Origin of the sequence: Acidovorax sp. DW039, from assembly GCF_037101375.1 — a bacterium.
In the GTDB taxonomy this organism is placed as follows: domain Bacteria; phylum Pseudomonadota; class Gammaproteobacteria; order Burkholderiales; family Burkholderiaceae_C; genus Acidovorax.
This window is the reverse complement of sequence record NZ_AP029019.1, coordinates 3,462,844-3,485,506: the sequence shown is the minus strand read 5'-3', so window position 1 is coordinate 3,485,506 and position 22,663 is coordinate 3,462,844. Positions and strand designations below refer to the sequence as shown.

General features: G+C 65.3%; 19 protein-coding genes and 1 pseudogene. 11 read left to right on the top strand and 9 right to left on the bottom strand.

Features of this window, described 5'->3' with window-relative positions; genetic code table 11:
• Nucleotides 1–27: 27 nt before the first annotated feature.
• Nucleotides 28–882 (bottom strand): thymidylate synthase, encoded by an 855-nt coding sequence (locus tag AACH87_RS15605; RefSeq protein ID WP_338795401.1) that lies wholly within the window; start codon nt 880–882, stop codon nt 28–30.
• A gap of 449 nt (nt 883–1,331) precedes the next feature.
• Between AACH87_RS15605 and AACH87_RS15600 the strand changes: the two genes are divergently transcribed.
• From AACH87_RS15600 to AACH87_RS15565, 8 genes are all read left to right on the top strand, one after another.
• Nucleotides 1,332–2,663, top strand: a complete 1,332-nt coding sequence (locus tag AACH87_RS15600) for a sugar ABC transporter substrate-binding protein (RefSeq protein ID WP_338795400.1) — start codon at nt 1,332–1,334, stop codon at nt 2,661–2,663.
• A gap of 164 nt (nt 2,664–2,827) precedes the next feature.
• Entirely contained in the window at nt 2,828–3,688 is an 861-nt protein-coding gene (locus tag AACH87_RS15595; protein ID WP_338795399.1) for a sugar ABC transporter permease, read from the top strand.
• 131 nt (nt 3,689–3,819) lie between these two features.
• Nucleotides 3,820–4,659 carry a carbohydrate ABC transporter permease gene (locus AACH87_RS15590; RefSeq protein ID WP_066787304.1) on the top strand — a complete coding sequence of 280 codons (840 nt, stop codon included), beginning with the start codon at nt 3,820–3,822 and terminating at the stop codon, nt 4,657–4,659.
• Between the two features lie 150 nt (nt 4,660–4,809).
• A complete protein-coding gene (locus tag AACH87_RS15585) occupies nt 4,810–5,865 on the top strand; it encodes an ABC transporter ATP-binding protein (protein WP_338795398.1) in 1,056 nt (351 codons plus the stop codon).
• Nucleotides 5,866–5,920: 55 nt separating this feature from the next.
• Nucleotides 5,921–7,357, top strand: a complete 1,437-nt coding sequence (gene dalD, locus AACH87_RS15580) for a D-arabinitol 4-dehydrogenase (RefSeq protein WP_338795397.1) — start codon at nt 5,921–5,923, stop codon at nt 7,355–7,357.
• 41 nt (nt 7,358–7,398) lie between these two features.
• A complete protein-coding gene (locus AACH87_RS15575; protein WP_338795395.1) occupies nt 7,399–8,328 on the top strand; it encodes an AraC family transcriptional regulator in 930 nt (309 codons plus the stop codon).
• 192 nt (nt 8,329–8,520) lie between these two features.
• On the top strand, nt 8,521–9,993 hold the full coding sequence (gene xylB, locus AACH87_RS15570) for a xylulokinase (RefSeq protein ID WP_338795394.1): 1,473 nt from the start codon (nt 8,521–8,523) through the stop codon (nt 9,991–9,993).
• 60 nt (nt 9,994–10,053) lie between these two features.
• Nucleotides 10,054–11,076 carry a PfkB family carbohydrate kinase gene (locus AACH87_RS15565; protein WP_338795393.1) on the top strand — a complete coding sequence of 341 codons (1,023 nt, stop codon included), beginning with the start codon at nt 10,054–10,056 and terminating at the stop codon, nt 11,074–11,076.
• A gap of 470 nt (nt 11,077–11,546) precedes the next feature.
• Here the strand turns inward: AACH87_RS15565 and AACH87_RS15560 are convergent, their stop codons facing one another.
• Nucleotides 11,547–12,311, bottom strand: a complete 765-nt coding sequence (locus AACH87_RS15560) for an SDR family oxidoreductase (RefSeq protein ID WP_338795392.1) — start codon at nt 12,309–12,311, stop codon at nt 11,547–11,549.
• Between the two features lie 150 nt (nt 12,312–12,461).
• Here AACH87_RS15560 and AACH87_RS15555 point away from each other — a divergent pair, with 150 nt between their 5' ends.
• Nucleotides 12,462–12,944, top strand: coding sequence for a GNAT family N-acetyltransferase (locus tag AACH87_RS15555; protein ID WP_338795391.1), 483 nt, complete (start codon nt 12,462–12,464; stop codon nt 12,942–12,944).
• Nucleotides 12,945–13,081: 137 nt separating this feature from the next.
• On the opposite strand, the gene AACH87_RS15550 is transcribed toward AACH87_RS15555, so the two are convergent.
• The 3 genes and pseudogenes from AACH87_RS15550 to AACH87_RS15540 form a co-directional block, all read right to left on the bottom strand.
• Nucleotides 13,082–13,558 (bottom strand): GNAT family N-acetyltransferase, encoded by a 477-nt coding sequence (locus AACH87_RS15550; RefSeq protein ID WP_338795390.1) that lies wholly within the window; start codon nt 13,556–13,558, stop codon nt 13,082–13,084.
• Between the two features lie 52 nt (nt 13,559–13,610).
• Nucleotides 13,611–15,065, bottom strand: a complete 1,455-nt coding sequence (locus AACH87_RS15545; RefSeq protein WP_338795389.1) for an FAD-binding oxidoreductase — start codon at nt 15,063–15,065, stop codon at nt 13,611–13,613.
• Nucleotides 15,066–15,235: 170 nt separating this feature from the next.
• Nucleotides 15,236–15,622 (bottom strand): annotated as a pseudogene (locus AACH87_RS15540) (DUF2069 domain-containing protein); the annotation flags it as partial.
• A gap of 194 nt (nt 15,623–15,816) precedes the next feature.
• Here AACH87_RS15540 and AACH87_RS15535 point away from each other — a divergent pair.
• A complete protein-coding gene (locus tag AACH87_RS15535; RefSeq protein WP_338795388.1) occupies nt 15,817–17,052 on the top strand; it encodes a YihY family inner membrane protein in 1,236 nt (411 codons plus the stop codon).
• Nucleotides 17,053–17,130: 78 nt separating this feature from the next.
• On the opposite strand, the gene AACH87_RS15530 is transcribed toward AACH87_RS15535, so the two are convergent.
• The 4 genes from AACH87_RS15530 to AACH87_RS15515 all read right to left on the bottom strand — a co-directional run bounded on the left by AACH87_RS15530 (nt 17,131) and on the right by AACH87_RS15515 (nt 22,081).
• A complete protein-coding gene (locus tag AACH87_RS15530; protein ID WP_338795387.1) occupies nt 17,131–18,855 on the bottom strand; it encodes a GDYXXLXY domain-containing protein in 1,725 nt (574 codons plus the stop codon).
• The gene (locus AACH87_RS15525; RefSeq protein WP_338795385.1) at nt 18,852–19,865 is read right to left on the bottom strand and encodes a DUF2157 domain-containing protein; all 1,014 of its coding nucleotides are present in this window, start codon (nt 19,863–19,865) and stop codon (nt 18,852–18,854) included. The genes AACH87_RS15530 and AACH87_RS15525 overlap by 4 nt, the downstream gene beginning before the upstream one ends.
• A gap of 92 nt (nt 19,866–19,957) precedes the next feature.
• Nucleotides 19,958–20,767, bottom strand: a complete 810-nt coding sequence (locus AACH87_RS15520) for an alpha/beta hydrolase (RefSeq protein WP_338795384.1) — start codon at nt 20,765–20,767, stop codon at nt 19,958–19,960.
• A gap of 3 nt (nt 20,768–20,770) precedes the next feature.
• Nucleotides 20,771–22,081, bottom strand: a complete 1,311-nt coding sequence (locus AACH87_RS15515) for an O-acetylhomoserine aminocarboxypropyltransferase (RefSeq protein WP_338795382.1) — start codon at nt 22,079–22,081, stop codon at nt 20,771–20,773.
• 126 nt (nt 22,082–22,207) lie between these two features.
• Here AACH87_RS15515 and AACH87_RS15510 point away from each other — a divergent pair, with 126 nt between their 5' ends.
• The gene (locus AACH87_RS15510) at nt 22,208–22,660 is read left to right on the top strand and encodes a CBS domain-containing protein (protein ID WP_338795381.1); all 453 of its coding nucleotides are present in this window, start codon (nt 22,208–22,210) and stop codon (nt 22,658–22,660) included.
• The last annotated feature ends 3 nt before the right edge of the window (nt 22,661–22,663 follow it).

The following is a 22,663-nucleotide window of genomic DNA, read 5'->3' as shown; positions in this document are numbered from 1 at the left end:
TTGAGGTCACCCAACCTGCGGTCGGGGTTATACCGCAACCGGAGCCTTGATCGCGGGGTGGCACTGGTAGTCCAACACTTCAAAATCTTCGTATTCGTATTCGAAGATGCTGGCAGGCTTGCGCTTGATGTTCAACGTGGGGTAGGGGTAGGGCGCGCGCGCCAGTTGGGTGGTGACTTGCTCGTAGTGGTTGCTGTAGATGTGGCAATCGCCACCCGTCCAGATGAAGTCACCCACGTCCAGATCGCACTGCTGCGCCACCATGTGGGTCAGCAGCGCATAGCTGGCGATGTTGAAGGGCACGCCCAGGAAGATGTCGGCGCTGCGCTGGTAGAGCTGGCAGCTCAGGGTGCCGCGCCCGCCGGGCTCTTGCGCCGGGGCCACGTAGAACTGGAAGAACGCATGGCAGGGCATCAGCGCCATCTTGCTGAGGTCGGCCACGTTCCAGGCGCTGACGATGATGCGACGCGAGTCAGGGTTGGTCTTGAGCGTCTGGATCACATCGCTGATCTGGTCGATGTGCCCGCCGTCCGGCGTGGGCCAGCTGCGCCACTGCACGCCGTACACGGGGCCCAGCTCGCCGTCCTCGCGCGCCCACTCGTCCCAGATCGTCACGCCACGCTCTTTGAGCCAGTTGTTGTTGCTCGACCCCGTGAGGAACCACAGCAGCTCCTGGATGATGGACTTGAGGTGCACCTTCTTGGTCGTGACCAGCGGAAAGCCTTCCTTCAAATCGAACCGCATCTGGTGGCCGAACACGCTCTTGGTGCCGGTGCCGGTGCGGTCGGCCTTTGCCACCCCTTGGGTGAACACCAGCCGCATGAGGTCTTCGTACTGCGACCGGATGGGGCGTTGCGGTGTGGTGGGGGCTGGCTGGTTCATGGAGGGGCTCGCAAGGTGAAACGGCACCCGGCAGGGGCCGGAGCAAGCGGGCGATTTTAAGCGGGACGGCCTCGTCACGCTGAGCGTCTTGTCCGGCTGAAACGGGCTGCCCAACGGCTGCGGGAATGACCCAAGACTTTTGGGGAGCGATTGCGCATTAAATGTGCTTCTAGCGCTTATCAATAAAGCGCAGGTAGCTATTGTTTTGATAGTGGGTTGATGCTCAGGTGCAGCAAGGGATATGTCCTGGAGGTATTTGCATACCCATTTGGCAGGTCTAGGGATAAATACTAGGTTTTTGGTGCAATGAAGTATCTGACTTGGTGTTTTGAGTACCAATTCGGCAAGCGCAGATCGGTATCGTTCAGGCCTTCAGCGCTGGCTGTGCCGTGAAAGGCCGGGGTGGCGTTGAACCCTGCATTCATAACCACACTCCAGGAGACCTTTCGATGTCCTCTTCCCTTCGTGCCGTGCCCGCCCGCCTGGCCTGGGCTGCCGCCCTGGCGCTGACCGTGTGCGGCGGTGCCGCCCAGGCGCAGACCGAGCTGGTGATCGCCACCGTGAACAACGGCCACATGATCGAGATGCAGAAGCTCAGCAAGAACTTCGAGCAGGCCAACCCTGATATCAAACTCAAGTGGGTAACGCTGGAAGAGGGCGTGCTGCGCCAGCGCGTGACGACCGACATCGCCACCAAGGGCGGCCAGTTCGACGTGATGACCATCGGCCTGTACGAGGCGCCCATCTGGGGCAAGAAGGGCTGGCTGCAAGAGTTGAAGACCGATGCCGCCTACGACGCAGACGACCTGCTGCCCGCCGTGCGCAGCGGCCTGTCGGTGGACGGCAAGCTGTTTGCTGCGCCGTTCTATGCCGAAAGCTCCATGCTCATGTACCGAAAGGACCTGGCCGACAAGGCGGGTGTGCAGGTGCCCGAGCGCCCCACCTGGCCGCAGATCAAGGACTTGGCGGCCAAGATGCACGACCCCAAGAACGGCGTGTACGGCATCTGCCTGCGTGGCAAGCCCGGCTGGGGCGACAACATGGCCTTCATCACCACCCTGGTCAACACCTTTGGCGGCCAGTGGTTTGACATGCAGTGGAAGCCCCAGCTCGAATCCAAGCCCTGGAAGGACGCGATCACCTTCTACGTAGACCTGCTCAAGAACTACGGCCCACCCGGCTCGTCGGCCAACAGCTTCAATGAAATCCTGGCGCTGACCAACTCCGGCAAGTGCGGCATGTGGATCGACGCGACCATTGCGGCCTCGTTCGTGAGCGACCCCAAGCAGTCCAAGGTGGCTGAGCACATGGCCTTTGCCCAGGCGCCCACCATGAACACGCCCAAGGGCGCCAACTGGCTGTGGTCGTGGAATCTGGCGATCCCTGCGGGTTCCAAGAAGGTCGATGCCGCGCAGAAGTTCATCACCTGGTCTACCAGCAAGGAATACATCCAGCTCGTGGCCAAGACCAATGGCTGGGCCAACGTGCCCACCGGCACGCGCAAGAGCACCTACGCCTCGCCCGAGTTCCAGAAGGCCGCGCGTTTTGCCGCAGCTGAAAAGACGGCCATCGACTCGGCCAACCCCAACGATTCGACCCTGCCCAAGAGCCCGTATGTGGGCGTGCAGTTTGCGGCCATTCCTGAGTTCCAGGCCATTGGCATCGCCGTGGGCCAGCAGATGAGCGCTGCCCTGGCAGGCAAGACGACGGTGGACGCGGCCCTCAAAGCCAGCCAGGTAACGGCCGAGCGCGAGATGAAAAAGGGCGGTTATTACAAGTAAGCATTCATCTGGCGACTGCGTGGGCTGATCTGTCGGTGGTGTTCGTCGCCGTACGAAAGTACGGCTGCGGTACAGCACCGCCACCTCGGCCCTCGCTGTGTCGACTGAATGCCTATTTCGGCTGGATGAATCCCTATTTCGGCTGGACTTTTCCTGAGACTCCCATGAACCGCCTGCTCCCCCGCCTGCTGCTCACGCCAGCCATGGCCACGCTCTTCCTGTGGATGATCGTGCCGCTGGTGATGACGATCTACTTCTCGCTCATCCGCTACAACCTCATGCAGCCCGACCAGTCGGGCTTTGCGGGGCTGGAGAACTTTGAGTTCTTCGTCACCGACCCGTCGTTTGGCACTGCGGTGCTCAACACCGTGTGGTTGCTGGGCAGCGTGATCCTGATCACGGTGGTGGTGGGCATTGCGATTGCGTTGCTCATCAACGACCCGTTTCCGGGGCGCGGCATCGTGCGGGTGTTGCTGATTTCGCCGTTCTTCGTCATGCCCACCGTGAACGCGCTGATGTGGAAGAACATGATGATGAACCCCATCTACGGCGTGCTGGCGCAGGTGTGGATGTTCTTTGGCTCGCAGCCGGTGGACTGGCTCACCGACTTTCCGCTGTTCTCCGTCATCGTCATGGTGTCGTGGCAATGGCTGCCGTTTGCCACGCTGATCTTCATGACCTCGCTGCAGAGCATGAACCACGAGCAGCTCGAAGCCGCCCGCATGGACGGCGCCACCTACCTGCAGCAGTTGCGTTACCTGTACTTGCCGCACCTGGGCCGCTCGGTGGCGGTGGTCGTGATGATCGAGCTGATCTTTTTGCTCAGCATCTTTGCCGAGATCTACACCACCACGGGCGGAGGCCCGGGTGATGCGAGCACCAACGTCACCTTCCTCATCTTCAAGCAGGCACTGCTCAACTTCGACGCCGGTGTGGCCTCGGCCGGGGCACTGTTTGCCGTGGTGCTGGCCAACATTGCGGCGGTGTTCTTGATCCGCATGGTCGGTAAAAACCTCGACAAGTAGGAGCGGCCCATAAACCTCTTCTGGCGTCGTTGCTGTGTCTTGTCGTACTGCCCGTACTGCCTGCGCCACAGCGCCTAGCCAGAACCGCTTCGCTGAGCTTTCTTGACCGCTCTGAAACCACCGTACACCTCATGACTACCCGACGCCGTTCCAAATTCCCGCTGGGCCTGCTGGCCCTGCGCACTGCTGTGGCCTGGGCCGTGGCCCTGCTGCTGGTGTTTCCGCTGGCCTGGCTGTTTCTCACCGCGTTCAAGACCGAGCTGCAGGCCATTGCGGTGCCGCCGCTGTTTGTCTTCACGCCCACGCTGGAGAACTTCCACGAGGTGCAAGAGCGCAGCGACTACCTGCTGTACGCCAAGAACTCGGTCATCACCAGCGTGCTGTCCACCGTGCTAGGGCTCATGCTCGCCGCACCCGCTGCGTATGCCATGGCCTTCTTCAAGGGCAAGTACACCAAAGACATCCTGATGTGGATGCTTTCGACCAAGATGATGCCCGCCGTGGGCGCGCTGGTGCCCATCTACGTGCTGGCGCAAAAGAGCCACCTGCTCGATACGCAGCTTGCGCTGATCATCGTGTTCGCGCTGTCCAACCTGCCCATCATGGTCTGGATGCTGTACTCGCACTTCAAGGACATCCCACGCGAGATCCTGGAGGCCGCGCGCATGGACGGTGCCACGCTGTGGCAAGAGGTGCGCCTGGTGCTGCTGCCGCTGGGCATGGGCGGCCTGGCATCCACCGGCCTCTTGTGCCTGGTCCTGTCGTGGAACGAAGCCTTCTGGAGCCTGAACCTGAGCGCCGCCAAGGCGGGCACGCTGGCCACGCTCATCGCCTCGTACTCCAGCCCCGAGGGCCTGTTCTGGGCCAAATTGTCTGCCGCGTCGCTCATGGCGATTGCGCCCATCGTGGTGTTTGGCTGGTTCAGCCAGAAGCAGCTCGTGCAGGGCCTCACGTTCGGCGCCGTGAAATGACACCCCCCCGAAGCGCCTTCGGCGCCTCCCCCTGCAGGGGGCGCAGCCAGCGGCCCGGCAAAGCCGGTTCCGCGGCTACCGCGCCTTGCGCCCCTGTTCAAACCACCGCTGCTGGCGGATCGGAATCAACCTGTTATTCGGAGCACTAGAGTGGCCTACCTTCAACTGCGCGGCATCGAAAAATTCTTTGGCGAACACCGCGCCATCAAAGGCATCGACCTCACCATCAACCAGGGCGAGTTCATCGTCTTCGTCGGCCCTTCGGGCTGCGGCAAATCCACGCTGCTGCGCCTGATCGCGGGGCTGGAGAGCATCGACGGCGGCACGTTGATGCTCGACGAGCGCGACATCACCGACCAGCCGTCGAGCAAGCGCGACCTGGCCATGGTGTTCCAGAGCTACGCGCTGTACCCCCACATGAGCGTGTACGAGAACATGAGCTTTGCGCTCAAGCTCGCCAAGGTGGACAAGCAGGTCATCGACGAAAAAGTGCAGAACGCCGCGCGCATTCTCAACCTCACGCAGTACCTGCAGCGCACCCCCAAAGAGCTGTCAGGCGGCCAGCGCCAGCGCGTGGCCATTGGCCGCGCCATCGTGCGTGCACCCAAGGTGTTTCTGTTTGACGAGCCCTTGTCCAACCTCGACGCCGCCCTGCGCGGCCAGACCCGTGTGGAGATCGCCAAGCTGCACCGCGACCTGGGCGCCACCACCATCTACGTCACGCACGACCAGGTTGAAGCCATGACGCTGGCCGACAAAGTGGTGGTGCTGCGCGATGGGCAGATCGAGCAGGTGGGCACCCCGCTGGAGCTGTACGACCGGCCTGCCAACCAGTTTGTGGCCCAGTTCATCGGCACCCCGCAGATGAACGTGGTGCCCCTGGCGCAGCTGCCTGCGGCGGTGCAGCAACTCGCGCCTGCCAAGGCTGCGGGGGGCTCCATCGGCCTGCGGCCCGAGGCCGTAACGGTGCAGCCCAAAGGGCAGGGCGCCATCACCGGCCAGGTGGAGCTGGTGGAAGCCCTGGGGGCCGAAACGCTGCTGTATGTGCGCACCGCCGAAGGCGCGCAGCTGGTGGCTCGCCTCAATGAGCGCACGCTGCTGCTGCCGGGCGATGCGGTGTCGCTCAACGCTGCCACCGAGCAGGCCCACTGGTTTGACAACGCTGGCCGCGTGGTGCTGGCCCCGGCCCAAGCCAACGCGCGTTGATGGCCCTTTGATGGCCCGCTGATTTCTCGTCGATTTGATTTTTGAGCCGCATTCCATGACCACCGCACAAGACACGCTCACCATCCTGCACCTCGGGCTGGGCTCCTTCCACCGCGCGCACCAGGCGCTGTACCTGCACCAGTTGCACCAGCTGGGCGACACCCGCTGGGTGCTGGCCGGTGGCAACCTGCGCCCCGACATGCAAGACACCATTGCCGCCCTGCAAGCCCAGGGCGGCGCCTACACGCTGGAGACGGTGACCGCCCAGGGCGAGCGCAGCTACACCTGGGTCGAGTCCATCCGCACCGTGGTGCCCTACACGCCCGATCTGGCGGGGCTCATTGCCATTGCCGCGCAGCCCGGCACGCGCATCATTTCCTTCACCGTGACCGAGGCGGGCTACTACCTCGACAGCCGCCACCAGCTCGACTGGGCCAGCGCGCCCGATCTGCAGGCCGACCTGCAAGCCCTGCGCGAAGGCCGCGCTGGCAGCACCATCTACGGCGCCCTCACCACCTTGCTGCGCGCGCGCAGGCAGGCCGGTGCCGGGGCTGTGACGCTGCTGAACTGCGACAACCTGCGCCACAACGGCGACCGCTCGCGCAGCGGCTTGCTGCAGTTTGTGCAGGCGCTGGGCGATACCGAACTGGCCGCCTGGATCGAAGCCCACACCACCAGCCCCAACGCCATGGTGGACCGCATCACCCCCAGGCCCACGCCCGATGTGGCGGCGCGCGTGCAGGCCGCCACCGGCCGCACCGACCCCGCCGCGCTGATGGGCGAGAGCTTTATCCAGTGGGTCATTGAAGACCGCTTTGCCAACGGCCGCCCCGCATGGGAGCGCGTGGGTGTGGAGCTGGTCGAGTCCGTTGCGCCTTATGAAGAGGCCAAGATCCGCCTGCTCAACGCCACGCACAGCTGCATTGCCTGGGCGGGCACGCTGGTGGGCTACCGCTTCATCCATGAAGGCACGCACGACGCCGCCATTCGCCAACTGGCGTTTGACTACGTGACGCAAGACACCATCCCCGTGCTGCAGCCCAGCCCCATCGATCTGGCGGCCTACCGCGACGTGGTGCTGGAGCGCTTTGGCAACCCCGCCATTGAAGACACCAACCAGCGCGTGGCCATGGATGGCTACAGCAAGATCCCTGGCTTCATCGCGCCCACCATCCGCGAAAGACTGGCACGCAGCGAGGGCATTGCCGCCGTGGCCGTGTTGCCTGCACTGTTCCTGGCCTACCTGCAGCGCTGGCATGCGGGGCGCATTCCGTACACCTACCAGGACCAGGCCATGGACCCGGCCGCCGCCCATGCCATCTGCGAGGCCGCTGACCCCGTGGCCGCGTTTGCAGCCGATAAGGTGCTGTGGGGCGAGCTGGCGGGCGATGCGCGCCTGGTGCAGGCCCTGCGCGCTGCCAGCGCCCAGGTGGCGGATTTTGTGGCCCGGCACCCGCGCACCGCAGCGCAGGGCAGCGCCGCCGCACAATAAGCCACCTGCCGTCACGCCCCACCACGTTTACGCTGCACGCCATGTCCTCGCTTCATGCACTGCCGCGCCAGACCAAGCCCGAGCTGGAGCATGCCTACTCCCGCTCGCCCGAGCTGGGCTACGAGCCACCAGAGACGGCGGGCTTTATCCGCTGCCTGTCGCACGGCTTTCCCACGCCGCTGGCGCGCTGGCACTACCACGACGAGTACGAACTGCACCTCATCACCGCCTCATCGGGCAAGGTGTTTGTGGGCGACTGGATCGGCCAGTTCGCTCCCGGCCAACTGGTGCTGACCGGCCCGCGCCTGCCGCACAACTGGATCAGCATGGACGTGCCCGAGGCGGGCTACCCCGAGCGCGACCTAGTGGTGCAGTTTCCGCACCAGCCGCTGGTCGATGCCAGCGAGGGCATTCCTGAGCTGCGCGAAGTGCTGCCCCTGCTGGAGCGTGCCCGCCACGGCATCGAGTTTTTCGGAATGCAGGCCCAGGCCACCGAGCACTGGCAACGCATCAAGTCCACCCAGGGCCTGGCACGCTTTGCCGCGTTTTGCGAATGGATGGGCGAGCTGGCTCGCTGCACGGACTACCGGTTGCTGTCCAGCGCCCAGCTGCAAAGCGAGGACAGCGATACCCAGCTCGCGCAGATCAACGCCATCGTCAGCCGCATCACCGACCACCTGGCCGAGCCGCTGTCCGCAGCCGATCTGGCCCAAGAGCTGGACATGACCGAGAGCCGCTTCTCCCGCTTCTTTCGCCGTGCCACGGGCAACACCTTCACCGACTTTGTGAACCTGGTGCGCGTGAACCGCGCCTGTCAGCTGCTGATGGAGACCGACCGCTACATCACCCACATCGCCTACGACGTGGGCTTCAACAACATGGCCAACTTCAACCGCCGCTTTCTGGACATCAAGGGCATGACGCCCAGCGAATACCGCAAGCAGGGGGCAGGGCGGTTTGGCAAGGTGTGATGCGCGTTTCGCTGCCCATGTAACCATCAAAAACCATAGCTGCCAGCGCTTGATTCACAAGCCCTGCAGGCTATTTTTATTCAAAAATGCCATCGCGACCGTCCTCCGAACTGCACCTGTCGAAGCAAGCCCGCCGCATTCGCTTTCACACCGTCCTGGCCCGCTTGGGCTGACCCATTCCATCACCACCCCATGTACCTCGGAATCGACCTAGGCACCTCCGGCGTCAAGCTCTTGCTGCTGGACGAAGCGCACACCGTCATCGCCACGGCCGATGCCGCCGTGCCCCAGTATCGCCCTCAACCCACCTGGAGCGAGCAGCACCCGGCAGACTGGCTGGCCGCAGTCGAAGCCGCTGTGGCCCAGCTGCGCGCACAGGTGCCCGCCGCTTGGGCCCAAGTGCGCGGCATCGGCTTGTCGGGTCACATGCACGGCGCCGTGGTGCTGGGGGCGCAGGGCCAGGTGCTGCGCCCCGCCATCTTGTGGAATGACGGCCGCGCCAGTGCTGAATGTGCGGCGCTGGAGCAGGCCGTGCCCACCTCGCGCCAGATCACCGGCAACCTCGCCATGCCCGGCTTCACCGCCCCCAAGCTGCTGTGGCTGCGCACGCATGAGCCCGCCGTGTTTGCCCAAATCCGCACCGTGCTGCTGCCCAAAGACTGGCTGCGCCTGCAGCTCACGGGCACGGCGGTTAGCGACATGTCTGATGCATCCGGCACCCTGTGGCTGGACGTACAGGCCCGCGCCTGGAGCCCGGCCATGCTGCAGGCCTGCGGGCTGGATGTGTCGCACATGCCCGCCCTGGCCGAAGGCAATGCCCCCACCGGCACGCTGCTGGGCGACGTAGCCCGCCGCTGGGGGTTGGGCGAAGGGGTGGTCGTGGCCGCAGGCGCGGGCGACAACGCCGCCAGCGCCGTGGGCGTGGGCGCGCGCACTGCCGGGCAGGGCTTTGTGTCGCTGGGTACCTCGGGTGTGGTGTTTCGGGTGACCGATGCCTTTGCCCCCGCCACCGAGCGTGCCGTGCACGCCTTTGCCCATGCGCTGCCGCAGCGCTGGCATCACATGTCCGTCATGCTCAGCGCGGCCAGTGCCTTTGGCTGGGTCACCCGCCTGACTGGCCGGGGCGACGAGGCCCAGCTGTCCGCCGCCGTCGGGGCTTTGCCCAGCAGCCGTCAGGCTCAGGCCCCGCTGTTTTTGCCCTACCTGAGTGGTGAACGCACCCCGCACAACAACGCGGCGGCCACTGGCGTTTTCATGGGCCTGCGGGCTGAGCACGACGCGGCCGACCTGGCCTATGCCGTCATGGAAGGCGTGGGCTTTGGTTTGCTCGATGGCCTCAACGCCATGCGCGCAGCAGGCGGGCAGGGGCGCGATGCCGAGGCCGCCCTCGCCCTGGTCGGCGGTGGCGCGCGCAGCAACCCCTGGGCCCAGCTGCTGGCCAGCGCCCTGGGCACGCCGCTACAGCGCCCCGAGGGCGCCCACGCCGCTGCCGCGCTGGGCGCAGCCCGCCTGGCCGCCATGGCCTGCGGCGGCGACGAAGCCCATTGGTGCCAACCCCTGGCAGCCGATGCCACGTTCCAACCCGAGCCCGCCCAGCAAGCCCTGCTGGCCGAGCGTTATGCCCGCTTTGTGGCGCTGTATCCGGCGCTGCAAGCGCAGTTCTGATCGGCCCTGATCCACGCCCTGTTGGTTACCGTTTTTATTGCCCGTTTTGCCATCCCTGCCATGACTGTCTCCGCCACACATCAGCCCCCCACCGTCCAGGTCGCCATCGCGGGCGAGGCGCTTATCGACCTGATCCGCCGCCCCGATGGCAGCTACCTGCCGTGCCTGGGCGGCGCGCTCTACAACCTGTGCCGCGCGCTCGCCCGCCAGGGCGTGGGCACCCAGTACCTCAACCCCTTGTCCCGCGACCGCTTTGGCCGCGAACTGGCGGCGCAGTTGGTGGCCGATGGAGTGCACCTGGCGCAGCCTGAGCCGGTGCAGCAAGTGACCTCGCTGGCCGTCGTTAATCTCAATGCCCACGGCCACCCCGACTACGCCTTCTACCGCGAAGGCGTGGCCGATCGGGCCGTATCGGCGCATGGTTTGGGCGCAGCCTGTGCCGCCTTGCCCGACCTGCAAGTGGTCTGCACGGGCGCCCTGGCACTCGATGCCCGCGATGCCACGACCTATTTGCCCTGGCTGGCGGCTCAGCGCGCCGCAGGCCACTGCGTGGTGGTCGATGCCAACCTGCGCCCTTCGGTCATGCCCGACATGGCCGCCTACCGCCGCACCGTGCACGCCGCCCTGGCCCACGCCCACCTCATCAAGGCCAGCGACGAAGACCTGGAACACCTGGCCGTGCCCGGCACCAACGCGCTAGAGCGCGCCCGCCACCTGCTGGCCACCAATCCCCAGGCCCATCTGCTGGCCCTCACACTCGGTGCCCATGGCGCATGGCTGCTGCATCGCAACGGAGTCGATTGCTTCGCCCAAGAGGGCCAGCCCTTGCCCGTGGCTGACACCGTGGGCGCAGGCGACAGCTTTCTGGCGGGCCTGCTGGCCCACCTGCTGCGCCAGCCTCAAGCAGCAGGGGCTGGCTCGTTTGCACAGTGTGTGGAGACGCTGTCAGACACCGCCTGCCAACAGGCCTTGCGCCACGCCTTGGCGAGTGCCAGCCTGTGCGTGATGGAGCCAGGGTGTGTGCCGCCGGGGTGGGAGGCTGCGGTGGATTGGGCGCACAAGCGTCCGGCTCGGATGGGGTGACCGTGCCGCTTCCGTCTTCTTGTCTCGGTTGATACACAGCACGGACCCTGTGCCAGTTTCCTCGGCGTATTTCGTGCCTGTTCAGACAAATGCATCAAGGAGGTGAGGGGGCGAGGTGCTTTTCCTTTGCCCTATGTGAGGTTTTTATCAAGGCGGTGTATCGTGTCTCCTGGATTGGACGTGGAGAACGAAATGCTGAATGCCCTTGCTCTATTCTTGTGGACTGCGGTTGACCTTTTCCTTGTTCTCACCGGAAAGTTGATCGTCCACCCCATCAGTTGGGGGCGTTGGCGCAGTGAGCGGTCAGACGGCCCGGAAGGCCGTCTGTACGGGCCCGCAGGCGCGCTCTCATTTCAGCGCGACGGTCATCGTGTGCTGACCTCGTCCGGGCTCCTCTTCTTGGGATTGGCGTTTTACACACTCCTGGGTGCCATCGCTGCAGTGGTCGCAACGATCGCCTGAATCTTCATTCACGTCCTGTTGATCGACACCCCGCCATCCACCAGCATGGCTGTGCCGGTCATGAACGACGATGCATCAGAGGCCAGGTACAGCGCAGCCTGGGCCAGCTCCTCGGGTTGGGCCAGGCGCTTCAGGGCGTGCAGGCTGGCGACATGGGCGAGTGCCTCAGGTGTGCCGTTCATGGCGTGGGCCATGGGGGTCATGGTGCCTCCGGGCAGCAGCGCATTCACCCTAATGCCGCGGGGGCCGTACTCGGCGGCCAGGGCCTGCGTCAGGCCGATGAGGCCTGACTTGCTGGCAGCGTAGGCAGCCACCCCCGGAAAGCCGACGGTGTGCCCCACGAAGGTGGATGTGAAGATGATCGAGGTACCGCCCCGCTCCAGCATGGCGGGGATCTGGTACTTGGCCGCGTAAAAGGCGCTGGTGAGGTTGGTGTCGATGGCCTCTTGCCAGCCCGCGGCAGAAATGCCGGGCGTGGGGCCGCTCTCGCCAATGATGCCTGCGTTGTTGAAGGCAACATCCAGCCCGCCAAAGTGTTCCACAGCCCGGTCTACCAAACGCTGGGCAAAGGCTTCCTCGCGCACATCTCCCGCCACGCTGCAGGCTTCACCACCGGCAGCCTGGATCTCTGCAACCAGGCTGTCCAGCTCCGCCTGCCGCCGTGCCCCCGCAACGACGCGCGCACCGTTTTGTGCAAACAGCAGCGCAGCAGCGCGGCCAATGCCCGAGCTGGCGCCCGTCACGATAGCGACCTTGCCATTCAATGCCTTCATGAATCTTCCCTTCAAACTATGGTTGTGAATGAGCGATCAGTCTCAGCCGAAGGGCGCATGCCGTCGCGCCAGAAACGGACATGCGATTGGGGCAGGGCAGAGGCCGGGGCTCCTCATCGGGGGACGCATTCAGCGTGTTGAAATGCAGGTATGCCCCACACCGCTCCTCTTTTGATGGAAATCCGCCAGCTGACCCCTAACGCCGCCGCTCAAGCCTGCGAGGTGGTGCGCCAGTCCATCACGCACTGCTGTGTGCTGGACCACGCAGGTGATCCAAAGGTGCTGAACGCTTGGCTTGCGAACAAGACGGAGCAGCAGTTCACGGCCTGTATGGCCGCGCCGCGTGCGATGGCGTGGGGCGCATACCGTGGTGACGAGATGGTCGGTTTCGCGCTCGTCAGCCATGCCACGCTGGCGCTGTGCTATGTGGTGCCAGCAGTGTTGCACCAAGGGGTAGGTGGCGCTTTGCTCCAGGCGGCAGAAGAGGGCGCACGGCAAGCCGGGGTGTCCGAACTGGCGCTGGAGAGCACCCGCACGGCGCAGGCGTTTTATCTGCGCAAGGGCTATGTACCTGCCGGTGCGGTGCAAGCATGGGCTGGTTTGTGCGCCCAGCCGCTGCGCAAGCGACTGTGACGCAAGGGCTGGGGTCCTTGGCGGCAAAAGCACGCCGCAGGTGTTGCGGGGCGTTTTAGATGAAAAGTGCCTGAAGCCGGCTTTATGAAAGCGCAAGAAGCTACATTTTTAGTAGCAAGAATTGTTGGGCAGCCGGGTCAGAACGTTGACAGCTCTTGCGAATACACCACAAACCCGTGGTGCTTGGCCAGCTTGTCGTACAGCTGGCGCCCTGCGGCATTGTCCGTGTGGGTTTGCCAGTACACCCGTTGTGTGTTGGCAGCGCGGGCGGCGGTGTACACCCCTTCGATCAAGGCCCGGCCCACGCCGCGGCCCCGCGCCGCTTCGCGGGTGAAGAGGTCGCTGAGATAGCACACCGGCTGCATGCGCGTAGTGCTGCGATGGAATATGCAGTGCGCCAAGCCCAGCAGCTCGCCACGGGCTTCGTCTTGCGCCACTAGGCAGAGCATGGGCTCTGCCGTGTCGTGAAAGCGTTGCCAGGTAGCCTGCGTGATGTGCTCGGGCAGCGCGGTGGCCCCAAAACGGCCGTAGAAGGCGTTGTAGCCATCCCAAAGCGGCCGCCATGCCGCGTAGTCTTGCGGGGCTGCGGGACGTACGGTGACAGATGCGGTCATGGGGAAGCCTTGGGCCAAAGAGGGGTTACCAGCGCTGCACTGTAGCTGCTGTTCAGGCCTTCAACACCCGCCCCGGGTTCATGATGCCCTGTGGGTCCAGCGCTTGCTTGATGGCGCGCATCATGCCCAGCGCCACCGGGGACTGGTACTTCTCCAGCTTGTCTGCCTTGAGTTCGCCCACGCCGTGCTCGGCAGAGAACGAGCCGCCAAACTCCGCTACAGCCTCGTAGACCAAGTGGTTCACCTGGGCTTCGTAGTCGCGCAGGAAGGCCTTTGGATCGCCCTCGGCCGGGGCCTGCACGTTGTAGTGCAGGTTGCCATCGCCCAGATGGCCAAAGTTGACCAGGCGCACGCCGGGAATCTGGGCTTGCAGCAGCGCGTCGGTGTGCGCCACAAAGGCGGGGATGCGCGAGATGGGGATGGAGATGTCGTTCTTGATGTTCAGGCCCTCTTCGGCCTGGGCCAGCGGAATGCTCTCGCGGATGTGCCAGAGCTGGTGCGCCTGGGTCAGGTTCTCGGCCACCACGGCGTCGGTCACGCAGCCTGCTTCAAAGGCGGCTTCCAGCAGCGATTCGAACCGGGCGCGGGCGTGTTCTTCGGATTCGCTGTCGGAGTTTTCAAGCAGCACACACCAAGGCGCGGTTTCATCACCCAGGAAGGGCACGCGCAACTGGGGCATGTGCTTGCCCACCAGGCTCAGCGCAAACTGGCCCATCACCTCAAAGCCCGTCAGGCCTGCGCCCAGCTGCTTGTGCGCCATGCCCAGCAGTTGCACGGCATGCTCCATGGAGGGCACGGCGGCCCAGGCGGTGAGCTTGGCTGCGGGCTGGGGGTAGAGCTTCATGCAGGCTGCGGTGATGATGCCCAGCGTGCCTTCGCTGCCGATGAACAGGTCGCGCAGGTCGTAGCCGGTGTTGTCCTTGCGCAGGCCTTTGAGGCCGCTCCACACCTCGCCCTGCGGGGTGACGACTTCCAGCCCCAGGCACAGGTCACGCGTGTTGCCGTAGCGCACCACCTGCGTGCCGCCTGCGTTGGTGCCCAGGTTGCCGCCAATGGTGCAACTGCCTTCGGCCGCCAGCGACAGCGGGAACAGCAGGCCTGCATTGCGCGCCACTTCCTGCAGGGTTTGCAGGATGCATCCGGCCTCTACCGTCATGGTGAGGTTGGCGGTGTCCACACTGCGCACGGCGTTCATGCGGGTGAGGCTCAGCACGATCTGCGTGCCCGATGCGTCGGGCGTGGAGCCCACGGCCAGCCCCGTGTTACCCCCTTGCGGGACGATGGCGGTGCCCGCCGCTGCGCAGGCCTTGACCACGGCCGCTACTTCAGGTGTGCTGGCCGGGCGTACCACGGCCAGGGCCTTGCCGCGCACGCGGCGGCGCCAGTCTTGTTCCCAGGCGGTGAGGTCACCCTCGGTCAGCACATGGGCATCACCCACGATGGAGCGCAGGGTGTCGATCAAAGATGCGAACTCAGATGTGAGGGGGGATGCAGTAGGGATAGCCATGAAGTTCAGTCCTTTCGCGCAACAGGTTCTGTGGATGCGGGAGGTGCGCTGGCGATATCGGCTTGCGCGTTAATGGGGGAGGCTGGGGTAAAAGGTGTAGCGAATGGTGTGTTGCCAAGTGGGTCTGCCTGCGTGGTGGCGTGCTGTGCGGCAACGGCCGCAGCCTGCAGCTTGGCATTGCGCTGGCGCAGCCGCACATGCAGGGTGCAGGCGGTAAACAGCACCAGGCACAGCGCAATTTCTGCCATGGCCAACCAGTTGCCGGGCGACTTGTCGCTCCAGGCGCGCACCACACCTTCTGTGAAATAAAGCCAGATCACCAGGCTGACCCAGCGGTAGGTGTACATGCGGTTTTTGAGAATGCCTGGCAACGGGATGCACAGTGGCAGGGCCTTGATGGCGAGCCAGGAGCCGCCGGGGCGCACGGGGGCCAGCACCAGCTCCCACGCCAGGCACAGCGCAATCAGCGCCACCAGGCTGCCCACCGCCAGCCAGCGGGTGGCTGCGACCTCGGGTGCGATGGGGTTGGAGGGCAGGGCGGCAGTGTTCTCTGTCATGGCAAAAGTGGGCAACAGGGCGTCATGAAGGGTGGCAGGCTGATAGCGGGCGGATGGCGCAGCAGTCACAATGCGCGCTGCAGCCACGGCATGCACGGGTGGGGGTATCTGTGCAAGTCCAGGACGTGGCACCCTCCCTCTTTCAACCTTGGGCCCCTGACGGGCCTTGGATCATATAGGCCATGCGATTGAACATGCCCTTAAAGACCGCCGCACGGCGGTTGGAAATTTTGCTGGCAGAGCTGTCGAAGTTTCCGTGGCGCACCACGGCGCAGACGCTGCGCGAGCGCTTCCGCGAGGACCAGCTCGGCCTGACGGCCAGCAGCCTGACCTTCACCACCGTGCTGGCGCTGGTGCCGTTTCTGGCCGTGGCGCTGGCGGTGTTCACGGCGTTTCCCATCTTCGGCAAGCTGCAGGGCGTGGTGCAGAAGTGGCTGGTGGAAAGCCTGGTGCCCGAGAGCATCTCGCGCCAGGTGCTGGGTTACCTCACGCAGTTTGCGTCCAAAGCCAGTGGTCTGGGGGCGGCGGGCTTCAGCATTTTGCTGGGCACCGCGCTGATGCTGATCCTGACGATTGACCGCACGCTCAACAACATCTGGCGCGTGCGGCGGCTGCGCCCACTGGGGCAGCGGCTGATGATCTACTGGGCTGCCATCACGCTGGGGCCGTTGCTGCTGGGGGGCAGCCTGGCGCTCACGTCGTATGTGATGTCAGCATCCAGCGGGCTGGTGCGCACCCTGCCGGACGGCGTGGCCTTGCTGGTCGATTCCATCCAGTTCTTCATCCTGGCTGCAGGCATGGCGGGGCTGTACCACTTTGTGCCCAACACCACGGTGAAATGGCAGCACGCCTGGGTGGGCGGCCTGTTTGTGGCGGTGTGCATGGAGCTGGCCAAAAAGGTGCTCGCCGCCTACCTGACCAAGGTGCCCACCTATTCGGTGGTGTACGGCGCTTTTGCCACCCTGCCCATCTTGCTGGTGTGGATCTATGTGGCCTGGGTGATTGTGTTGCTGGGGGCCGTGGTGACGGCCTACCTGCCCAGTCTGCTGGCGGGGGTGGCACGCCGCGGCACGGTGGCGGGGTGGGGGTTCCAGCTGGCGGTGGAAGTGCTGCAGGAGCTGCACCACGCCCGGCAACTGCCCTTCAAGGGCCTGCGCGCGGCCCAGCTGGCGCAATCCCTGCGGGTGGATGTGCTGCAGCTGGAGCCTGTGCTGGAGGCGCTGGCAGCGCTGGACTGGATCGGTCAGGTCAGTGACCCGGTGGTCAGCGCTGCCGATGTGCCCGAGTTGCGCTACGTGCTGCTGGTAGACCCCGAGCGCACCGCGCTGGAGCCACTGGTGCAGCGGCTGCTGCTGGACCAGACCGAGCGCCTGGCCCCTTTGTGGAACACCGCCGGATTTGCCCGCCTGAAGTTGCAGGATGTGCTGTAATTTTTGCTATTGATTTGGTAGCTGCCAGCGCTCATTCATCAAGCGTTGGAGCCACTTTTTGCTTGAATCACAGCCGAGTTACGGTGCAATGCCCTGCAGCTGGGCATCGGCCAGGCCCACCAGCAGTGCCTTGCCACTGGGTTCGACCCGGAACTCGCCAAATTTCGCGGCCCCCCACCGGGCGGCATCGCCTTCGCGGAAGTACCAGGCATCCGTCACCAGGGTCCAGCGACCATCGCGCGGTGTCAGTTCAAAGCGCAGCTCGCCGGGTTGCAGCGGCTCTTGGGCTGTGGCAACCCGCCGCCACTGCACCACCCCTCGCTCGTCCAGCGTGCCGATGGCGTGGGGGCGCTCGCCCCAGGCCAGTTCCTGATGGCTTGACGCCTCCGGGGGCAGGTTGAAGTTCAGCCGCATGAAGTCCCCCTGCATCAGCGAACGGGGGTCTACCGGGGCCAGCGCCACATACACCTTGCGGCCCTGGGCGATGGTGCGCTCCTTTTGCGCAATGCCTACATTGGCCACCAGCAGGGTGGCCCCCAGGCCCAGCAGCAGTGCCACCGCAGCGGCACGGCGGCCTTGCACCCCCATGGTTCCTGTAGCGCCAGGCGGTTGAGCCATCTGCAGTGCCCGGGAACCCGGAGCGCGCAGGGTGAACCATGCCAGCAACCCCAGCAGAGCGCCGCTGCCAGTCAGGACCATGGCTTTGGTCGCCAGCGGCCAGGCAAGCTGGTAGTAAAAGCTGCCCGCAATCCACGCCGCTGCAAGGGCTGCCAACCCTGCCAGACGCCAGCGCTGTGTGGTGCCCGCGATCGCCAGGGCCAGCAGGGCACCGCCCAGCATGGGAATGAAAAAGCCCAGCCCCGCAAGCACCACCACCAGCAGCGCCGCCTGCGCCTGGCGCGCGGCAGGCCAGGCCCGGTGCACCACCCAGGCGGCTGCCAACACCAGCAGGGCAGAGCCTACCTGGGGCACTTGCCACAGACGCTCTGCACCCGCCCCCGGCCCATGGGGTTGCGTGCTGTGCCATGCGGCGTTGATTCCGCCCCCCAGCACCCCGCCCGCCAAAAAGGTCATGCCAGACAGCATGGCGAGCCATACCAGCGCCTGCACCAGCCAGCCACCGGCCAGCGGTTCCAGCGCAGCGGCCAGGCGGCTGGCAATGGGGCTGTGCCCTACAGCGTGGTGTTGGGACACCAGCAGGCCGACCCAGACCGCCAGACCCGTATGCGCCACCGCCCACAGGGGCAGCATGGATGCATGGCGCAGGCTGCCTGTGGCGGTGGTCAGCATCCACGCAAACAGGGTGCCTGCCGTAGCCCCAAGCACCATGCGCAGCCAGGGCAGCGGAGTGGCTGCCGCCACGCCCAGGGTGATGACGGCCAGTGCCCCGGCCGCAGCCTCATTCGGCAGATCCCGACCCAGGCCTATGCCCAGCAGGCTGCCACCCACACACAGGGCAGGTATGCTCAGCTGCTCTACAAACAGGGCCAGGTCTTTGCTGCGCAGCAGCGCCACGGCACCTGCCACCAAGGCTGCGCCCACCAGGTAGGCGCCAGAGCCTTCCATGATCCACCGCGCACCAAACAGCCCGAAGATGGAAAGGATGGGCAGCGCAGCAAGCCAGGCCCCCAGCGCGGTGAGCACCACCACGGGCCAGGGGCGGCCCGTGTCTGCCGGTGGCTGGGCATGGGGCGGCAGCAGCCCCTGTGCCTTGGCTTCATGCACCATATGGCCGAGGGCATCGGTTGGGCTGCGTGGCCCATCGGTAGCGGCGGGCGGGGTTGGAAGGAGCGTTTCGTTCATGCGGCACCTTCTGTGGGGTGGTGTGGCTTGTCAGCGTGCGGCAGGGCCTGGGCATTGCGTGCCAGGCGCATCACGCCCTGCACGGTGGCGGCCAGCAGGCCCGCGGCGACCAGACCGATGAAGAGCAGGGAGCCGATGAAGTCCCCACGCGATCCCTCCAGCATCAGCCGCACCAGCCCGGCCACGAGCAGCACATTCAGGCCCAGCGCCGCAGCGCTGAGCAGAAACAGGTCGAAAGAGCGCCGCTGGGCGGTAACGGCGACCGTGCCAGCCAACAGCAGCAGGCCCAGCGCGTAGTGCGCAGCCACGGGCGAGTGGAACAGCGCAGGCAAGGCCGATGAGGTGACCAGGGTGATGGCCAGGCTGCCAGCCACGCGCAAGGACCACAGCCCTGCACCCGTGATGCGTTGCAGCGCTGGCACGGGCAGCATGGCTGCAGTGATGCCCAGTGCTGCAGACAAGGCCATCAGATGCACGCTCAGGTCCTGCGGCAGCACGCGCCAGCGGTGCCCTGTGTGTGCCTGCGACCACAGCGCAACGCCCGTGATGGCCACCAGGACCCAGGGTGCCCACAGGGCATCACTGCGCGCAGCCAGCGCCAGGGGCAGGGTGAGCACGGCCCACAGGGCAAACAGTTGCCAGGGGTCGGCCCCGGTCTGGTAGGTCTGCCCAAAGTAGGCAAACAGTGCCCCGGTGCCCAGCAGCGCGAGGATGCCCAGGGGCACGCGCACGGCGGCGCGCCACAAGGCCCCCCCATACATCACGGCCACAAAGCCTTGCAGTAGTGCAAAGCGGGCGGGGCGGCCCAGGGTGTCCCAGTTGGATGCAATCCACATCACGATGCCGAGACCCCCCAGAGCTGCGGCCAGCACGGCTACGGTGCGCCACAGGTGGCGCTGCAGATGGGGCGGTGGCTCGTGCCACGGGGCCAGAGATTCGAGCTGGAGCGCGGTGGTGCGGTCCAGCCCATGGCGCTGGATGAGATCCAGCCAGGCGGTGCGCAAGTTCATGTGTTCTCCCTCGAGGAACCGGGCCCGGGATGCCTGCCTTCGCTGGGCAGGCGGTGGCCCCGCTGCATTCCTCGTGAGAGCGCACTTTAACTTTACTGCGCCAGAAAATCGCGCAGCGCTGCCAGCGTCTCCTCGGGGGCTTCGGTCATCTGGTGGTGGCCGCTGGGCAGATGGCGAACCTGCACGGCCTTGCCTGCGGCCTGGGCGGCCTTCACCAGGGTCTGCGCCGCCTTGGGGGGCGTCATCTGGTCCTGCACGCCCAGGGCGAACAGTACCGGGCAGGTGACTTGTGCAATCGCCTGTTCGCCGTTGGCGTAGGTGTTGCAGGCGTTGAAGCCCCGGTGGAACACATTGACCGCGGCATTGCTGCGCAGCACCTTGCGCCCCAAGGCCATGCCTGCGCCAAACACCCAGAACCCGGCCCCCGAGGGCGATGCCAGCGAGCAGCGCGAGAACACGTTGACCATGCGCAGTGCCTTTTCCGGCTCGTTCAGGGCTGACTCCAGCAGTGCGGGCGACACCTTCATGGGGTAGGCCGTGCCGACCAGCGCCAGGTGCGTGGCGCGCTCACCCAGCTGGGCGGCAGCCTGCAGCGCAATGAGCGAACCCCAGCTGTGGCCCACCAGCGCCGCGCGGGCTATGCCCAGGGCGTCGAGCAGCGCCACGATGAAGTCGGCAGCCTGCTCCACTGTGGCGGGCGCATCGCCCGCGCTTTTGCAGTGGCCGGGCAGATCCACGGCCAGCACGTTGTAGCCATGGTGGGCCAGGTAGCGGCTTTGCAAGGCCCACACGCTGTGGTCGTTGAGCACGCCGTGGATCATCACCACGGTGGGTTTGGCGGCATCGAAGGGCTTGCCGCCGGTGTAGCAGTAGGTGCTGTGTCCGTTGACGGTGGTGTACATGGCTCAGGCCCCCGCTTTCTCTGCAGCTTTGAGGGCGCGCTGCAGGTCGTCGATGAGGTCGTCCGGGTCTTCCAGCCCGATGGACAGGCGAATGGTGCCCTGGGCAATGCCTGCCTGTACCAGCGCCTCGTCGCTCATGCGGAAATGGGTGGTGCTGGCGGGATGAATGACCAGGCTGCGGCAGTCGCCTACGTTGGCCAGGTGGCTGAAAACCTTGAGGGTTTCTATGAACTTCTTGCCCTGTTCGCGGTTGCCCTTGAGGTCGAAGCTGAACACGGAGCCCGCACCGCGCGGCAGCAGCTTTTGTGCAAGCTGGTGGCTGGGGTGGCTCTCCAGCAAGGGGTGACCCACACGGGCCACAAAGGGGTGGCTGGCCAGAAACTCCACCACCCGCGCTGTGTTGCGCATGTGGCGCTCCATGCGCAGGGGCAGGGTCTCAATGCCTTGCAGGATGAGCCATGCCGTGTGCGGGCTCATGCAGGCCCCAAAGTCGCGCAGGCCTTCTCGCCGTGCGCGCAGCAAGAAGGCGCCTACGGAGCTTTCTTCGGTGAACACCATGTTGTGAAAGCCTGCGTAGGGCGCCGTCAGCTCGGCAAAGCGGCCTTGCGTGCGCGGGCCGTCCCAGTCAAAGCTGCCCCCATCCACCACAATGCCGCCGACCACCGTGCCGTGGCCCGAGAGGAACTTGGTGGCCGAGTGGTAGACCAGGTCGGCTCCATGCTCCAGCGGCTTCATCAGCCAGGGCGAGGTGAGGGTCGAATCGACCAGCAGCGGTACTCCGGCATCGTGCGCAATGGCGCTGATGGTGGGAATGTCCAGCACATCCAGGCCCGGGTTGCCCACGGTCTCGCCAAAGAAGAGTTTGGTGTTGGGGCGCACGGCTGCGCGCCAGCCGTCGATGTCGCCGGGCTTCACAAACGTGGTTTCAATGCCGAAGCGGCTGAGCGTGTAGTGCAGCAGGTTCTGGCTGCCGCCATACAGCGCTGTGCTCGCCACGATGTGGCTGCCCGCCCCCATCAGCGTGGCAATGGCCAGGTGCAGCGCCGCCTGGCCGCTGGCCACGGCAATCGCGCCCACGCCGCCTTCCAGGGCTGCCACACGCTGCTCCAGCACCGCATTGGTGGGGTTGCTGATGCGGCTGTAGACATGGCCGGGCCGTTCCAGATTGAACAGCGAGGCTGCGTGGTCGCTCGATTCAAAAACGAACGAGGTGGTGAGGTGGATGGGCACCGCGCGGGCGCCGGTGGCGGGGTCGGGCACCGCGCCTGCGTGCAGGGCGAGCGTGTCAAAGCCGGGGTCTGAATATCCGGGCATAGGTCTCTGTCTCCGATGTTGTCGATATGGGCGCAAATTGTGGGCTATATTTACCCGCAACTATCCCATCTAGAGCATCGCGCACACCCTCGGCACAGCGCGCATCCCCCTCGGAGACCTTGCACCATGAAAGTCAGCGATATTCTTCGCGTCAAAGGCAACACCCTTTACACCGTGACGCCGGACGAGCCCTTGGCCGAGGCCGCCCAGGTGATGGCTGAGAAAGACATTGGTTCGCTGGTGGTGATGGAGCTGGGTGACCTGGTGGGCATGCTCACCTTCCGTGAAGTGATCCAGGCCATCGTGCGCAACGGGGGCAGTGTGGGCACATTGCGTGTGAGATCGGCCATGGACGATGCGCCCCTGACCTGCACGCTGGAAACCGAGATGGACGAGGTGCGCCGCATGATGCTGGACCGCCACGCCCGCTACATGCCCGTGATGGACAAGCGCATGCTCATGGGCGTCATCAGCTTCTACGACGTGGCCAAGGCCGTGGTGGACAGCCAGAATTTCGAGAACCAGATGCTCAAGGCCTACATTCGCGACTGGCCTGCAGAGGACGACGCCAAGGCCTGAGGG

Coding starts and splice junctions, on each gene's coding strand:
- AACH87_RS15605 (WP_338795401.1), bottom strand. CDS start 882: ATGAACCAGCCAGCCCCCACCACACCGCAACGCCCCATCCGGTCGCAG.
- AACH87_RS15600 (WP_338795400.1), top strand. CDS start 1,332: ATGTCCTCTTCCCTTCGTGCCGTGCCCGCCCGCCTGGCCTGGGCTGCC.
- AACH87_RS15595 (WP_338795399.1), top strand. CDS start 2,828: ATGAACCGCCTGCTCCCCCGCCTGCTGCTCACGCCAGCCATGGCCACG.
- AACH87_RS15590 (WP_066787304.1), top strand. CDS start 3,820: ATGACTACCCGACGCCGTTCCAAATTCCCGCTGGGCCTGCTGGCCCTG.
- dalD (WP_338795397.1), top strand. CDS start 5,921: ATGACCACCGCACAAGACACGCTCACCATCCTGCACCTCGGGCTGGGC.
- AACH87_RS15575 (WP_338795395.1), top strand. CDS start 7,399: ATGTCCTCGCTTCATGCACTGCCGCGCCAGACCAAGCCCGAGCTGGAG.
- xylB (WP_338795394.1), top strand. CDS start 8,521: ATGTACCTCGGAATCGACCTAGGCACCTCCGGCGTCAAGCTCTTGCTG.
- AACH87_RS15565 (WP_338795393.1), top strand. CDS start 10,054: ATGACTGTCTCCGCCACACATCAGCCCCCCACCGTCCAGGTCGCCATC.
- AACH87_RS15560 (WP_338795392.1), bottom strand. CDS start 12,311: ATGAAGGCATTGAATGGCAAGGTCGCTATCGTGACGGGCGCCAGCTCG.
- AACH87_RS15555 (WP_338795391.1), top strand. CDS start 12,462: ATGCCCCACACCGCTCCTCTTTTGATGGAAATCCGCCAGCTGACCCCT.
- AACH87_RS15550 (WP_338795390.1), bottom strand. CDS start 13,558: ATGACCGCATCTGTCACCGTACGTCCCGCAGCCCCGCAAGACTACGCG.
- AACH87_RS15545 (WP_338795389.1), bottom strand. CDS start 15,065: ATGGCTATCCCTACTGCATCCCCCCTCACATCTGAGTTCGCATCTTTG.
- AACH87_RS15535 (WP_338795388.1), top strand. CDS start 15,817: ATGCCCTTAAAGACCGCCGCACGGCGGTTGGAAATTTTGCTGGCAGAG.
- AACH87_RS15530 (WP_338795387.1), bottom strand. CDS start 18,855: ATGAACGAAACGCTCCTTCCAACCCCGCCCGCCGCTACCGATGGGCCA.
- AACH87_RS15525 (WP_338795385.1), bottom strand. CDS start 19,865: ATGAACTTGCGCACCGCCTGGCTGGATCTCATCCAGCGCCATGGGCTG.
- AACH87_RS15520 (WP_338795384.1), bottom strand. CDS start 20,767: ATGTACACCACCGTCAACGGACACAGCACCTACTGCTACACCGGCGGC.
- AACH87_RS15515 (WP_338795382.1), bottom strand. CDS start 22,081: ATGCCCGGATATTCAGACCCCGGCTTTGACACGCTCGCCCTGCACGCA.
- AACH87_RS15510 (WP_338795381.1), top strand. CDS start 22,208: ATGAAAGTCAGCGATATTCTTCGCGTCAAAGGCAACACCCTTTACACC.